General features: G+C 71.5%; 15 protein-coding genes. 6 read left to right on the forward strand and 9 right to left on the reverse strand.

Features of this window, described 5'->3' with window-relative positions; all coding sequences use genetic code 11:
* Positions 1-5: 5 nt before the first annotated feature.
* The 3 genes from OCS65_RS05845 to OCS65_RS05855 form a co-directional block, all read right to left on the reverse strand.
* Positions 6-179 carry a DUF2613 domain-containing protein gene (locus OCS65_RS05845; RefSeq protein ID WP_006940271.1) on the reverse strand — a complete coding sequence of 58 codons (174 nt, stop codon included), beginning with the start codon at positions 177-179 and terminating at the stop codon, positions 6-8.
* A 149-nt stretch (positions 180-328) separates the two neighbouring features.
* Positions 329-1,411, reverse strand: coding sequence for an isochorismate synthase (locus OCS65_RS05850; RefSeq protein WP_263509145.1), 1,083 nt, complete (start codon positions 1,409-1,411; stop codon positions 329-331).
* 45 nt (positions 1,412-1,456) lie between these two features.
* Entirely contained in the window at positions 1,457-1,924 is a 468-nt protein-coding gene (locus tag OCS65_RS05855) for a universal stress protein (RefSeq protein ID WP_006940275.1), read from the reverse strand.
* Positions 1,925-2,024: 100 nt separating this feature from the next.
* Between OCS65_RS05855 and OCS65_RS05860 the strand changes: the two genes are divergently transcribed.
* Both OCS65_RS05860 and OCS65_RS05865 read left to right on the forward strand, forming a co-directional pair.
* A complete protein-coding gene (locus OCS65_RS05860) occupies positions 2,025-3,206 on the forward strand; it encodes a glycoside hydrolase family 3 N-terminal domain-containing protein (RefSeq protein WP_006940277.1) in 1,182 nt (393 codons plus the stop codon).
* Between the two features lie 67 nt (positions 3,207-3,273).
* Entirely contained in the window at positions 3,274-3,882 is a 609-nt protein-coding gene (locus OCS65_RS05865) for a TetR/AcrR family transcriptional regulator (protein WP_006940279.1), read from the forward strand.
* Positions 3,883-3,890: 8 nt separating this feature from the next.
* Here OCS65_RS05865 and OCS65_RS05870 read toward each other — a convergent pair whose 3' ends face one another.
* From OCS65_RS05870 to OCS65_RS05885, 4 genes are read right to left on the reverse strand one after another with little or no spacing between them, the layout of a single operon-like run.
* Positions 3,891-5,132: an NAD(P)/FAD-dependent oxidoreductase gene (locus tag OCS65_RS05870; RefSeq protein WP_029546046.1), complete on the reverse strand. Its 1,242-nt coding sequence runs from the start codon at positions 5,130-5,132 to the stop codon at positions 3,891-3,893.
* A complete protein-coding gene (locus OCS65_RS05875) occupies positions 5,129-5,314 on the reverse strand; it encodes a rubredoxin (protein ID WP_006940282.1) in 186 nt (61 codons plus the stop codon). Before OCS65_RS05875 ends, OCS65_RS05870 begins: the two co-directional genes overlap by 4 nt.
* A 1-nt stretch (position 5,315) precedes the next feature.
* Positions 5,316-5,477 (reverse strand): rubredoxin, encoded by a 162-nt coding sequence (locus tag OCS65_RS05880; protein ID WP_003939211.1) that lies wholly within the window; start codon positions 5,475-5,477, stop codon positions 5,316-5,318.
* Positions 5,477-6,700, reverse strand: a complete 1,224-nt coding sequence (locus OCS65_RS05885; protein WP_006940284.1) for an alkane 1-monooxygenase — start codon at positions 6,698-6,700, stop codon at positions 5,477-5,479. The genes OCS65_RS05880 and OCS65_RS05885 overlap by 1 nt, the downstream gene beginning before the upstream one ends.
* A gap of 210 nt (positions 6,701-6,910) precedes the next feature.
* Between OCS65_RS05885 and OCS65_RS05890 the strand changes: the two genes are divergently transcribed.
* Positions 6,911-7,285, forward strand: coding sequence for an ArsR/SmtB family transcription factor (locus OCS65_RS05890; protein WP_029546042.1), 375 nt, complete (start codon positions 6,911-6,913; stop codon positions 7,283-7,285).
* Positions 7,282-7,767 (forward strand): SRPBCC family protein, encoded by a 486-nt coding sequence (locus OCS65_RS05895; protein ID WP_065922086.1) that lies wholly within the window; start codon positions 7,282-7,284, stop codon positions 7,765-7,767. The genes OCS65_RS05890 and OCS65_RS05895 overlap by 4 nt, the downstream gene beginning before the upstream one ends.
* A gap of 114 nt (positions 7,768-7,881) precedes the next feature.
* On the opposite strand, the gene OCS65_RS05900 is transcribed toward OCS65_RS05895, so the two are convergent.
* Together OCS65_RS05900 and OCS65_RS05905 are read right to left on the reverse strand one after the other, a co-directional pair.
* A complete protein-coding gene (locus tag OCS65_RS05900; protein WP_029546038.1) occupies positions 7,882-8,739 on the reverse strand; it encodes a MaoC/PaaZ C-terminal domain-containing protein in 858 nt (285 codons plus the stop codon).
* The gene (locus OCS65_RS05905; RefSeq protein WP_263509152.1) at positions 8,739-10,085 is read right to left on the reverse strand and encodes a 3-oxoacyl-ACP reductase; all 1,347 of its coding nucleotides are present in this window, start codon (positions 10,083-10,085) and stop codon (positions 8,739-8,741) included. The genes OCS65_RS05900 and OCS65_RS05905 overlap by 1 nt, the downstream gene beginning before the upstream one ends.
* A 130-nt stretch (positions 10,086-10,215) precedes the next feature.
* Here OCS65_RS05905 and OCS65_RS05910 point away from each other — a divergent pair, with 130 nt between their 5' ends.
* Positions 10,216-11,529: an acetyl-CoA C-acetyltransferase gene (locus OCS65_RS05910; RefSeq protein WP_006931659.1), complete on the forward strand. Its 1,314-nt coding sequence runs from the start codon at positions 10,216-10,218 to the stop codon at positions 11,527-11,529.
* Positions 11,530-11,771: 242 nt separating this feature from the next.
* Positions 11,772-14,147 (forward strand): VanW family protein, encoded by a 2,376-nt coding sequence (locus tag OCS65_RS05915; protein ID WP_201356140.1) that lies wholly within the window; start codon positions 11,772-11,774, stop codon positions 14,145-14,147.
* Positions 14,148-14,301: the final 154 nt, after the last annotated feature.

Genomic DNA, 14,301 nt, shown 5'->3' on the forward strand with positions numbered 1-14,301 from the left:
CGCCGTCAGCGGCTGCCGTACTCAACCTGGTTCAGCAGGGAGGAATCGGCGTTGCCGCTGCGGTCGACCTCCGGGCGGGTGTTCTCCTGAACCGCCGCCGTGACCCCGAACACCGCCACGGCGCCGAGGACGGCGCCGATCGCCGCGCTGACCAGGCCCGGGCCCAGGAACTTCGCCATACCCATCTCCCCATCGTCCGTCGTCGGCTTCCGTGTGCAGCCGACATTCGTCGTGCGCGACGGTGCCGGAACCGGTCCGGCGTCGTTGCGCTCCGCGTCAAGGTATCACCCGCACGGGTGCGACTGTGGCCTGCTCCACTCGCGGCGGCCTAGAGGCCGAGCACGCCGAGCAGCGTGCGCAGCTTCGCGGTGGTCTCGTCGAGTTCGGCCTGCGGATCGGACGCCGCGACGATGCCCCCGCCGCCCCACGCGAGGGCCCGCCTGCCGTCGGCGCTGAGCTCGGCGCAGCGGATCGCCACCAGCCAGTCCCCGTCGCCGTCCCCGTCGCACCACCCCACGGCGCCGCCGTAGAAGCGACGGTCGCCCTCCGTGCTGCGGATCGCCGCGAGTGCGGCCTCGGTGGGCGTGCCGGCCACGGCCGGGGTCGGGTGCAGTGCCGCTGCCAGCGTCAGGGCGTCCGTGCGGGGGTCGCGCAGGGTGGCGGTGATCGGGGTGGCCAGGTGCCACACGTCGCTCGTGGCGGTCAGCACGGGCGTGCCCGGGATCTCCAGTTCGCTGCACAGCGGGGTCAGGCGGGAGCGGATCCAGTCGATGACGAACGCGTGCTCGGCGAGGTTCTTCGCCGAGGCGAGCAGCTGCCGGCCCGCCTCACGGTCGGCGCCGGGGTCGGCGCAGCGGGCGGCGGTGCCCGCGAGCGGACGGCACGTGACGGCGTCGCCGCGGCGGCTGACCAGCAGTTCGGGCGTCGCGCCGACCAGGGTGTGGCCGCGGTACCGCTCGCCGGCGGCGCTCAGGTCCGCCGCGTAGACGTGGGCGGTGGGGTGGCGCTCGGCCATCCGGGCCGCGAGAGCGAGCGGGTCGACGGGCGTCTCGGAGACGAGCGTGACCGAGCGCGCGGCGACGACCTTGTCGAATTCGCCGCGGCCGAGCCGGTCGCGCAGCGCCGCGACCCGCGCGACGTGCTGCTGCGGCGCCGGGGTCTGCGCGGCGATCCGCACCGCCGGCAGGGCGGGCAGGGCGTCCGGTGGCTGCCACGCCGCGTCGGTCACGTCGGCGGTCTCCGGCTGGGTCAGCGCGGCGGGGCGCTCGGGATCGAAGGGCAGCGCGCCCACGATCAGGTCGGCCTCGCCGCGGCGCAACGCGAAAGAGGCCTCGGCGACGTCGGTGAACCGGCGGCGCGTCCCGGTGGTGTGCACGGTGCGATCGGCGCGGGAGAGCAGGAAACCGTCCATGGTGGGTCGACGATATCCCCCGCCCGCGCCCGGTACGCGCCGCGGCTAGCGCCCCGGGGGGACGATCAGCACGGGCCGATGGCTGTGGCGCAGCACGTGGTCGGCCACCGACGACTGCAGCAGCGAGCGCAGGCCCGTGGTGCCGCGGGTGCCGGTGACGATGATGTCGACGTTCAGCTCGTCGGCAGCCTCGACGATCGCGGTCCACACGGCACTGACCACCTCGAGGGTTCGGCCCTCCGCGGCGAGGCCGGCGGAGCGGGCGAGTTCGAGTCCCTCCGCGTTGATCACCTTCGCGTCGGTGAGGGCCACGTCCTCGGTTTCCTCGTCGGGTACCCACTCCGGCTGCATCACCCCCGACAGCCCGGACATGCGGGCGGCCTGACGGACCATCGGTTCCCAGGCCGTGACGACGACGGCGCGGCACGAGGCGAGGAATCGCCCCGCATACCGCACGGCCCGCTTGGCGTTCTCGGAGCCGTCGTAGGCGATGAGGATGAGATCTGCGGGCATCACGCGTCCCCTGCTGTCGTGGCGGTCCTTGGGGGGCACTTTACCCGTCGCCGCGGGTCGTCGGGGCAGGCGCGGCGGTGGTCGGCTACCGTCGGTGGCCATGCGGATCCGTCACACCCTCACCGTCGCGGTCGCGGCTGTCCTCGCCGTCGCCGGGTGCGGGGGACAGGACGCGCCCCGGACCCCGGAGCCCACGGCCGCCGCGACGTCGCAGGCCACGTCGACCGTCGCACAGTCGCCGTCGCCCGCCCCGATGGCGACCGCGTCACCCGCACCGTCCTGCGGCGACGAGCTGCTCGCGTCGCTGACGGTGCGGCAGCGGCTCGCCCAGCTGCTCAACGTCGGTGTCACCGGCACCGCCGACGCCCTCGAGGCGGTGCGGTCCGAACAGATCGGCGGGATCTTCGTCGGCAGCTGGACCGACGTGTCGATGCTGGCCAACCGGGAGATCCCGCAGGTGGTGGCGGCGAGCCGGTTGCCGCTGATGGTCACCATCGACGAGGAGGGCGGCCGGGTCTCGCGCGTGGGGGCGCTGTTCGGTCCCGATCCGTCGGCGCGGGTGACGGCGCAGACGATGACCGTCGAGGAGACGTACCGGATGGCGCTCGAGCGGGGCCGCGAGCTCCGCGAGCTGGGCGTCACCGTCGACTTCGCGCCGGACGTGGACGTGAGCAGCCAGCCGGACGACTCGGTGATCGGCGACCGCTCCTTCTCCGACGATCCGCAGGTGGTGGTGCAGTACGCCGGCGCCTATGCGCGGGGCCTGCGCGACGCGGGAATCCTGCCGGTGCTCAAGCACTTCCCGGGCCACGGTTCGGCGTCGGGCGACTCGCACACCGGTGCGGTCACCGCGCCGCCGCTCGACCAGCTGCAGCAGGTGGACCTGGTGCCGTACCGGGAGCTCGTGGATTCCGGGGTCGCGGTGATGCTCGGGCACCTCGACGTGCCGGGGCTGACCGAGGGACTGCCGGCGAGCATCAGCCCGCAGGCGGTGCAGTTGCTGCGGTCCGGAACCGGTTACGGTGCCCCGCCGTTCGACGGGGTGGTCTTCACCGACGACCTGTCGGGCATGCGGGCCATCACCGACACGTACGACATCACCGAAGCGGTGCAGGCGGCGCTCGCCGCCGGGGTGGACCAGGCGTTGTGGCTGACCACCGACGACGTCCCGCGGGTGCTCGACCATCTCGAACAGGCCGTGGCGACGGGAGCGCTGCCGGCCGCGCGGGTGGACGACGCGGTGCGCACCGTCGCGCGCGCCAAGGGCGCGCTGGACTGCTGAATCGGCGTCGGAAACCAGCTCCTTACTCTAGAGTAAGGAGCTGGGAGCATCGGGACTTGGAGGAGACATGGCCGGCGGTACCAAGCGACTGCCTCGCGCGGTGCGGGAACAGCAGATGCTGGACGCCGCCGTGGAGGTTTTCTCCGAGAACGGGTTTCACAATACCTCGATGGACGCCATCGCGGCCCGGGCCCAGATCTCCAAGCCGATGCTCTACCTGTACTACGGCTCGAAGGACGAACTGTTCGCCGCGTGCATCAGCCGGGAGGGGCAGCGGTTCGTCGAGGCCCTGACGCCCGCCGGTGATCCCGGGCTCACGCCGCGCGATCAGCTGCGGGTGGCGCTCGAGTCGTTCCTCGGATTCGTCGACGCCCACCGCAACTCGTGGATGGTGCTCTACCGCCAGGCGATGTCCCAGCAGGCGTTCGCCGGGCAGGTGCGCAGCAGCCGGGACCGGCTCATCGAGCTCACCGCGCACCTGCTCGAATCGAGCACGCGCGACCCGGAGCCGGGAACCGACTTCGCCATCATGGCCGTTGCGCTCGTCGGCGCCGGTGAGGCCGTCGCCGACCGCATCGCCGGCGGCGAGATCGACGTGGAGAAGGCCGCCGATCTGCTCGAGAACCTGGCCTGGCGCGGTCTGGCTGGTAAGAAGCGCACCGACCACCAAGGCTGAGCGGCCCGCTACAGCGATGCCGGCGTGGCCGCCGCGCGCCGACCCGCGACGTCGCCCAGTGCGACGGACTCGTCCGCGAGCGCGCCGCGATCGACCGCCGCGCCGGCGGCAACGAGCTGCCGCACGATGCGGATGTCCTTCGGGCGGCCGAGGGCGATCGCCCCCACCAGCCGGTCGCCGCGCAGCGCGAGGGCCGTGAAGTCCCGGCCCTCGATCGACCCGCGCACCACGTAGTCGTCGTCGTGGCGGGACCAGCCGGCGAACTGCAGGTTGTGCCCGTACTGGTTGGACCAGCCCCACGGCACCTCCGCGGCGCCGAGCGGCTGCCCGAGGACGGACTTCGCGGCGGCGATGCCCTGGGCCCGTGCGCTGTTCCAGTTCTCCGTGCGGTGCCGGCCGCCGAGCACCGGGTTGGGCTGCTCGATCGCGTCGCCCGCGGCGTAGACCCCGGCGGCGGAGGTGCGGTAGGCCTCGTCGACGACGATGCCGTCGCCGACGGTCAGCCCGGCCGCGCGGGCGAGCGCGGTGTCCGGCACCGAGCCCACCGCGACGAGGGCGGCGCCGGCCGTCCAGGCGCGCCCGTCCTCGGCGGTGGCATGCACCCCGTCGTCGTCGCCGGTGAGGGAGCGCAGCGCGACGCCGGTGTGGACGGGCACGTCGCGTTCGGCGTGCAGGCCGACGTACATCTCGGCGACGGCGGGCGGCACGATGCGGGCGAGCGGCGACGGCGCGCTCTCGAGCACGGTGACCTCGGCTCCCAGTTCCCTTGCGGTGGAAGCGACTTCGCAGCCGATCAGGCCGGCGCCGACGACGAGGAGCGAACGGTGCGCCTCGATCGCGGCCCGCAGCGGGGCGACGTTCTCGGCCGTGCGCAGGCTCAGCACCCTGTCCCCGCCGTCGTGGTCCAGGTGGCGGGCACGGGCGCCCGTCGCCAGGATCACCGCGTCGTAGTCGAGAATCTCGTTGTCCCACAGCCGGAGCCGGTGACGCCGTGGGTCGAGTTCGACGACGCGGGTCTCGGTGCGCAGGTCGATGTCGTGGTCGGCCCAGTAGCCGGCCGGTTCGAGCTGTGCCCGCTCCGCGGTGATGCTGCCGGCGAGCAGATCCTTCGACAGCACCGGCCGCCGGTAGGGCAGCGCGGCCTCCTCGCCGATCAGCACGACACGTCCGGCGAAGCCCTCCTTGCGCAGGGTCTGTGCGGCTGTCGCGCCGGCCACCCCGGTGCCGACGACGACGATCGTCTCGGTCATGTCCGGCTGACCTCGACCATCTCGAAATCGGACTTGGCGGCGCCGCAGTCCGGGCAGGACCAGTCGTCGGGGATCTCGTCCCATCGGGTGCCGGGGGCGATGCCGTCCTCCGGCCAGCCCTCGGCCTCGTCGTATTCGAATCCGCACTGCAGGCAACGGAAGAGCTTGTAGTTCGTGGTCATGTCAGCGTCCTTCGAAGTCGATCTTCTCGCGGACCCCGCAGTCGGGGCAGCACCAGTCGTCGGGAATCGCGTCCCAGGGTGTGCCGGCGGGGAAACCCTCGCGGGGCGCGCCTGCGGTCTCGTCGTAGACGTAGTTGCACACCGGGCACTCGTAGGCGGCCATCACTGCGCCCCGTACTCGGCGAGGACCTTGCCGCGCTTGCTCGGCTGGATGTTGGCGCGGGTGATGTCGCCGTCGTAGTGCTCGACGACGCGGTGGTCCATCACCTTGCGCCACAGCGGCGGGATGTAGGCGAGCCCGATCATGCTCGCGTAGCCGCTGGGCAGGTTGGGGGCGCCGTCCATGCTCCGCAGGGTCTGGTAGCGGCGGGTCGGGTTCGCGTGGTGATCGCTGTGCCGCTGCAGGTGGTACAGGAAGATGTTGGTGACGATGTGGTCGGAGTTCCAGCTGTGCGCGGGGGTGCAGCGCTCGTACCGGCCGGTGGCGGTCTTCTGCCGCAGCAGCCCGTAGTGCTCGAGGTAGTTCACCGTCTCGAGCAGGGAGAAGCCGTAGACGGCCTGCAGGATCAGGAACGGGATGATCACCGGGCCGAACACCGCGACGAGCACACCGAACAGGACCACCGACATCGCCCACGCGTTGAGGACGTCGTTACGCAGGGTCCACGGGCTCTTGCCGAGGCGCTGCAGGCGGGTCTTCTCGAGTTCCCACGAGGACTTCAGGCTGCCCCACACGCTGCGCGGCAGGAACGTCCAGAACGATTCGCCGAAGCGGGCCGAAGCCGGGTCCTCCGGGGTCGACACCCGCACGTGGTGGCCGCGGTTGTGCTCGATGTAGAAGTGGCCGTAAAAGGTCTGGGCCAGGGTGATCTTCGACAGCCACCGTTCGAGGTCGTCCTTCTTGTGGCCGAGCTCGTGGGCGGTGTTGATCCCGACACCACCCATCACGCCGACGCTGAACGCCAGACCGATCTTCGAGATCAGCCCCAGGCCGCCGTCGATCCCCAGCCAGGACAGGTTCCCGGTCGACCACAGGTAGCAGGCGAAGACGAGACTGGCCAGCTGGAACGGGATGTAGGCGTAGGTGCAGTACCGGTAGTACTTGTCGTTCTCGAGCATCTCCATCACCTCGTCCGGCGGGTTCTGCCCGTCGGGGCCGAAGAACCGGTCGAGGATCGGCAGCAGCACGTACACCAGAAGGGGACCGATCCACCACCACATCGGCGAGACCGCGGTCCAGCCGAGTTGGTTGAATCCCCAGATCAGTGCGGTCGCGAGGAAGATCGCCGTGGGCGGGATCAGCCCCATGAGCCACAGATACCGCTTGCGATCGCGCCACTGTTCCACCGGCGCCTGCGCGTACCGCCCGATGTCCGACGTCGTCACCGTTCGACCTCCCTGTCCCGTGAAGCGTCCAGTTCGAGGAGCCGGTATGAGCCAGCTCACTGTGATGTGGACAGTACAGGACATTTGGTCTCAGCGGTAGACAAAATATCGTAATTTGTAAAACGCTCGTCGCGCCGGCGGGGTTGTCCGTTTCCGCCGTCGACGCCGACTCCTTTACAGGCGGGGGTTGTGCGGCTAATCTACAACCAAATGGTTGTAGATCGGATTCGTGAAGACGCGGTGGACGAGCTGTTCCACGCCCTGGCGGACGCCACCCGACGGGACATCCTGCATCGCTGCGCGCGGACCGCGGCGTCGGTCTCGCGGCTGGCCGAGGCCTATCCCATGAGCTTTGCCGCGGTGCAGAAGCACGTGGCGGTACTCGAACGGGCCGGCCTCGTCAGGAAGGAACGACGCGGACGGGAGCAACTCGTGCACACCGACCCGGACGCGATCGACACGGCCCGGCGGGTGCTCGACCAGCTCGAGGGCGCCTGGCGGGAACGAGTGGATCGGATGTCGGCCCTGCTCACCGAGGAACCGGATCCGGCCCGGAACGACCCGAGGAAAGGACGACAACGATGAGCGTGACCAGCGTCGAGAAGGACTTCGACAGCCTGACCCTGACCTTGATCGCCGACTTCCGCGCACCGCTCGAACGGGTGTGGCAGTTGTGGGCCGACCCCCGGCAGCTGGAGCGGTGGTGGGGACCGCCGACCCACCCGGCGACCGTGGAGCAGCACGATCTGGTCCCGGGTGGCACCGTCACCTACTTCATGACCGGTCCCGAGGGGGACAAGTACCGCGGCTGGTGGAACGTCACCGCGGTCGCGCCGCCCGAGTCCCTGGAATTCAGCGACGGGTTCGCCGACGAGGACGGGACGCCGAACCTCGAGATGCCGACCACCACGGTGCGGATGCAGCTCGTCGAGCACGAGGGCGGCACCCGGATGCGGATTCTTTCCGCGTTCGCGTCCCGGGAACAGATGGAGCAACTGGCCGGCATGGGTATGGAAGAAGGGCTGCGGCTCGCCGTCGGTCAGATGGACGCTCTGCTCGCCGGCTGATCCGCCGAGCGCGCCCCGCCCCCGCCCCCGCCCCCGCCCGAGCGAATGTATCGTTGATCTCCTCAGTGAGAGTGGACGATACATTCGCTCGGAGCGATTGCGGCGCAGCAGCTCTCAGCGCAGGGTGGCGGTGAGGTGCGGGTAGCCCTTCTTCGGGTGGCGCAGCGCCAGGTCCCAGCCGTCGGCGGCGCGTGCGGCGTAGAGGTTCACGGTCGCGGGCAACAGGACCGGCTTGCCGAACCGGACCGAGTACGTCGCGCGCGACGGGATGCGGCCCTCCACGGCCCGCAGCGCCGCGGCCGCGCTCCACATGCCGTGCGCGATGGGCTTCGGGAACCCGAACGCCTTGGCGCCGAGCCGGGAGACGTGGATCGGGTTGCGGTCACCCGAGACCGATGCGTAGCGGTCGATCGTCTTCTGGTCCACCCGCAGCGTCGACGTCGGCACCGGAGGGATCTCCTCGGCCTTCGGTTCGGGCTTCGGCTGATCCGACAGCGAGGTGCGCTGCTGGTGCAGGAACGACGACGTCTGCCGCCACACCAGCTCCCGGCCGACGCTGATCTCGCTCACCAGGTCGACGAGCAGGCCCTTGCGGTGCTCCCGCAGGTTCTCGGCATGCACCCTCAGATCCAGCGGCTCGGTCACGGACACGGGCCGCACCTGCTCGATCACGTTCTCGGCATGGACGGAACCGACGGCGGCGAAGGGAAAGCCCTTCGACACCATCAGCTTCATCACGACGGGGAACGTCAGCGTGAACGGGTACGTCAGCGGGAGCGTGTCGCCGAAGCGCAGTCCGCACACCTTCGTGTACTCGGCCAGGTTGTCCGGGTCGACGCGCAGGCCGCGCAGTACGAGGGTGTCGTCGGGCAGGCGGTCGCCCGAGGCGCCCACGACGGGCAGCGCCGAGAGCGCCGCCCGCGCGTAGACGTCGAGAGTCGAAGGGCGCGAGGAGAGTTCGACGACAGCCATCACGCCCCCAGCATGGACTGGCCGCACACGCGCACGACCTGGCCGGTGACCGCGCTCGACGCCGGGTTGGCGAACCAGGCGACGGTCTCGGCGACGTCGACGGTCTGCCCGCCCTGCTGCAGCGAACTCATGAGGCGACCGGCCTCGCGGGTGGCCACCGGGATCGCTGCGGTCATGGCCGTCTCGATGAAGCCGGGTGCGACGGCGTTGATGGTGATGTTCTTCTCGGCCAGCACGGGCGCGGTGGCCTGCACCATCCCGATGACACCCGCCTTGGACGCGCCGTAGTTGGTCTGGCCGCGGTTGCCGGCGATGCCGGCGATCGACGACACGTCGACCACGCGGCCGCCCTCCTTCAGCGCGCCCTTCTCGACCAGCTTCTCGGTGATCTTCTGGGGGGCGAGCAGATTCACGGCCATGACGGCGTTCCACCGCGCGGCGTCCATGTTGGCGAGCAGCTTGTCGCGGGTGATGCCGGCGTTGTGGACGATGATGTCGGCGCCGTCGTGCCGCTCGAGCAGGTACTCGGCGAGCCTGTCGCCCGCGTCCGGGGCGGTGACGTCCAGGGCGAGGGAGACGCCGCCGACCTTGTTCGCGGTCTGCGACAGGGCGTCGCCGGCCGCGGGGATGTCCGCGCAGACGACGTGCGCGCCGTCGCGGGCGAGTACCTCGGCGATCGTGGCGCCGATGCCGCGGGCCGCGCCGGTGACGACGGCGACCTTCCCGGCGAGCGGGCGCTCCCACGACTCGGGGGCCTTCGCGTCGCCGGCACCGACGCGGATCACCTGGCCGGAGACGAACGCGGACTTCGCGGACAGCAGGAAGCGCAGCGTGGATTCGAGGCCGGCCAGGCCGGTGGCGGCATCGGGGGAGATGTACACCAGCTGGGCCGTCGCGCCGCGGCGCAGTTCCTTGCCGACGCTGCGGGTGAAGCCTTCGAGCGCGCGCTGGGCGATGCGCTCGTCCACGGAGGAGGCTTCCTCCGGGGTGGTGCCGAGCACCACGACGCGCCCGCTCGGGCCGAGCCCCTTGATCGCGGGCTGGAAGAAGGTGAACAGCTGCTCGAGGCCCGCGACGTCCGTGATGCCGGTGGCGTCGAAGACGAGCGCCCCGTACGCGGTGTCGGCGGGATCGGCGAACGGGTAGTCGGACAGCAGAGTGCGGATCGGTTCGACGAGGCGGCCGTTGCCCCCGACGAGCAGCGGGCCGGCCAGCGGCGGCTGACCCGGCTCGTACCGGCGCAGCTTCTCCGGCTTCGGCAGGCCGAACTGCTTGGCGAGGAATGCTCCGGGCGCGGACCCGATCAACTGGGCGTAGAGGCCGGGGGCGCTCTTGGTTTCAGCCACGATTCCACCTTCTCTGGTTCGGACGTCGGTATTGTCGGGAGGGGCCGACGGTGTGGTGTCGACAACGAACTTACTCGCGAGTAAGAATAGTAGCCAGAGTCTGTATCCACCAGCATCCCGGGAGACGTCAGTGACCACCACCGCTCGTTCCACGCAGCTGCGCCGTGTCGCAATCCTCGGCGGCAACCGGATCCCCTTCGCCCGGTCGGACCGCACGTACGCCCGCGCGTCGAACCAGGACATGTTCACCGCCACGCTCGACGGGCTGGTGAGCCGGTTCAACCTCCAGGGCGAGCGGCTCGGTGCCGTCGTCGGCGGGGCCGTCCTCAAGCACAGCCGCGACTTCAACCTGATCCGCGAGTGCGTACTCGGCAGCGCGCTGAACCCGCACACCCCCGCCTGGGACCTGCAGCAGGCCTGCGGCACCGGCCTGCAGTCGATCATCTCCGTCGGTGACGCCGTCGCCGCCGGCCGCATCGAGGCCGGCATCGGCGGCGGTGTCGACACCACCTCCGATGCCCCCATCGGCGTCAACAACGAGCTGCGCGAGTTCCTGCTCTCCCTCAACCGGGCCCGCTCGACCGGCGACCGCGTCAAGCTGCTCGGCCAGGTCCGGCCGTCGATGCTCGGCATCGAGATCCCCCGCAACGGCGAGCCCCGCACCGGACTGTCGATGGGCGAGCACGCGGCGATCACCGCCAAGGAGTTCGGCATCGCCCGGGAGGCTCAGGACGAGCTGGCCGCCGCGAGCCACCGCAACATGGCCGCCGCCTACGACCGTGGCTTCTTCGACGACCTCGTCACCCCGTTCCTCGGCCTCACCCGCGACGACAACCTGCGCCCGGACTCGACGGTCGAGAAGCTCTCCGGCCTGAAGCCGGTGTTCGGCGTCGAGCTCGGCGGCGCCACCATGACCGCGGGCAATTCGACCCCGCTCACCGACGGTGCGTCGGCGGCGCTGCTGTCCTCGGAGGAGTGGGCTGCGGAGCGCAGGCTGCCCGTGCTCGCCTACCTCGTGGACTCGGAGACCGCGGCGGTCGACTACGTCCACGGTGGCGACGGCCTGCTCATGGCCCCCACCTACGCGATCCCGCGGCTGCTGAAGCGCAACGGCCTGACGCTGCAGGACTTCGACTTCTACGAGATCCACGAGGCGTTCGCCTCCGTCGTCCTGGCCACGCTCCAGGCGTTCGAGTCGGAGGAGTACTGCAAGGGCCGGCTCGGTCTGGATGCTCCGCTCGGGTCCATCGACCGCAGCAAGCTCAACGTCAACGGCTCGTCGCTGGCGGCCGGGCACCCGTTCGCCGCGACGGGTGGCCGCATCGTCGCGTCCCTGGCGAAGATGCTGCATGAGAAGCGGCAGGAGACCGGCAAGCCCGTGCGGGGCCTCATCTCGATCTGCGCCGCAGGTGGGCAGGGTGTGACCGCCATCCTCGAGGCCTGAGCCGACCCCGGCGGCCCCGTCCGGAAAAAATCCCGGAAGTCTGTAACGCCCCGGCGGGGCCGCCGATAAACCAGTCGACCTCGCGTTGCTGCCTGACCCCCGACCTGGCGGCAACGCGAGGTCTTTCGCTTGTCCGCGGGGGCTCGGACCGCCCATCGGCTCGGGGGCGCCGGGAACCCGACATTAGGCTGGATACCGAGTGGTGCGCCCGATCCGGGGCGCACCCCGGTGAAAGGACATGGGTGAGCGGCAAGAGCGGGACGAACGACCCCGAGGACGGCCAGGACGAGGTTCGGTCCGCCGTCCCCGAGCCGGAGGCGACGCCCCAGGACGCCGCCGGCAACCGGACGGAGGCCGTCCCCGTGGCGAGCGCCGAGCCCACCCCGCCCCCGCAGCCCGTCGCCGGCGACGTTGCCGGGGCACCCGAGCAGGTCCCGGACGCCGAGCCGGAACCGCCGGCGGACGCCGACGTGCCGCCCTGGGAGGCGCCCACTGCCGTGCTGCCCGTCGTCGCGCCGGCGTCCGGCCGCACCGACGCCGAGGTCGAGACCGAGGTCATCCCCACCCTGTCGGACGACGCCTCCCGGGAGCCGGCCACCGAGCAGGAAGCGGCCCCTCGGCCGGCGACCGTACCTCCCGAGTCCGGCACCCCGGCCGGACCGCCCCCGGCCGAGCCACCACCGCCCGGACCGCCACCGGCCGAGCCGGCGCAGGCCGGACCCGGACGCGACGGCGGTCCGCCCTGGCGTCGCATCGCGCTGGTGGTCGGCGGCGTCGCCGCCGTGCTCGCCGCCCTCTACGTCGGCGACCTCGCCGTCTCGTCGGGCAACGTGCCGCGCGGCGTCACCGTCGCCGGCATCGAGATCGGCGGGCGGTCGGTCGCGGAGGCGGAACAGATCCTGCGGACCGAACTCGGGCCACGCGTCGACGAGCCCGTGACCGTCACGGCGGGCGACGTGACCGCGCAGATCGTGCCGGCGCAGGCGGGTCTGGACGTCGACTGGGAGCACACCCTCGACCGCATCGGATCGCAGCCGCTCGACCCGATCACCCGCGTGACGTCGTTCTTCGGCGGCGGCAACGAGATCGGCGTCGTGTCGACGCGCGACGACGCCGCGCTGTCGGCGGCGATCGGCGGCGTCCGCGCGGTCGCCGACCGGCCGCCACGGGAGGGCAACCTCGTGTTCGACGGGGCGACCCCGGTGCCCGTGCCGCCGCTGCCCGGGCAGACGCTCGATGCGGAAGCCTCCGCAGACCTGTTCGCCGAACGCTGGGCGTTCGGCGACGTCGCGTTCCCCGTCGAGACGGTCGAGGTGACGGTCACGCCCGAGGGACTCGAACGCGCACTGCGAGACGTCGCGGACCCCGCCGTCGCAGCCGACGTGACGGTGCGCGGTCGCGACGGGGCCGTCGCGACCCTGCCCAGCGACCGTGTCGGCGCCGTGCTGACCTTCGTGCCCGACGGCAACGGGGGACTGACCCCGCAGTACGGGATCGAGGCCGCGACCGAGATCCTCCGGCCGCAACTGGCCGCGACCGAGGTGGAGCCGAAAGACGCCCGGATCGTGCTCGAGGGCGGGGGCCCGACGGTGATCCCGTCGGTCGACGGCGAGCTCGTCGATTGGGCGGTCAGCCTCGAATCGCTGCCGCAGCTGCTGGCCGCGCCGGGGGAGCGGGTGACCGACGCCGTGTACAAGCCGGTCGCTCCCAAGCTGACCACGGAGGCCGCCGAGAAGCTGGGCATCCGCGAGGTGATCGGCGAGTTCACCACCGGGGGCTTCGAGTACGCCTCGGGCGTGAACATCCGCCTGGCGGCCTCGGAGATCAACGGTGCGCTGGTCAAGCCGGGGGAGACGTTCTCGCTCAACGGCTACACCGGCCCGCGCGGCGCGGCGCAGGGGTACGTCGAGTCCGGCATCATCAACAACGGGCGCCCATCCAAAGCGGTGGGCGGCGGCATCAGCCAGCTCGCGACCACCCTGTACAACGCGACGTACTTCGCAGGCATGGAAGACGTCGAGCACACCGAGCACAGCTACTACATCTCCCGGTATCCGGCGGCCCGGGAGGCGACGGTCTTCGAGGGCGCGATCGACCTGAAGTTCCGCAATCCGTTCGACACCGGGGTGCTGATCCAGGCGATCGGCACGTCGTCGGACATCACGGTGCGGATCTGGGGCACCAAGACCGTGGACGTCGAATCCGTGACCGGTTCCCGCACGAACTTCACGGCGCCGAACACGATCACCCTGCCGGCCGGGCCGGGGTGCATCCCGTCGAGCGGCGCGCAGGGTTTCACCGTGAGCGACACCCGCATCATCACCGACGCGGCCACCGGCCGGCAGATCTCGAGCACCACCCGCACGGTCCGCTACGACCCGGTGCCCGTGGTGCGCTGCGTCAGCGCCGAGCCGGAGCCCGCGCCGGAGGCGGCACCGGCCGCGCCGTCGCAGCCGACGCCCGGGGAGGCGGAGACGCCCGGAGGCGGCGCGGAGGCACCCGCCGGCGCGCGACCGGCCGTGACGACGACCCCGCAGCCCGCCCCGAGCACCCCGGACGAATCCGGGGATGCGCCGGCCGCGGCCCCCGCGGGAACGTCGCAGACCGGCACGCCGTAGCGGCGGAACCAGCCTGCACACGACTGTGCCCTCCCGTTACGAAACGGGAGGGCACAGTCCTGTGTACTACCTACTCACTCGGATCCGGGCCGAGCCGGGCCGAGCCGGGCCGGGCCGAGCCGGGCCGGGCCGGGCCGGGCCGAGCGAATGTATC

Origin of the sequence: Rhodococcus aetherivorans, assembly GCF_025722975.1 — a bacterium.
GTDB lineage: Bacteria > Actinomycetota > Actinomycetes > Mycobacteriales > Mycobacteriaceae > Rhodococcus > Rhodococcus aetherivorans.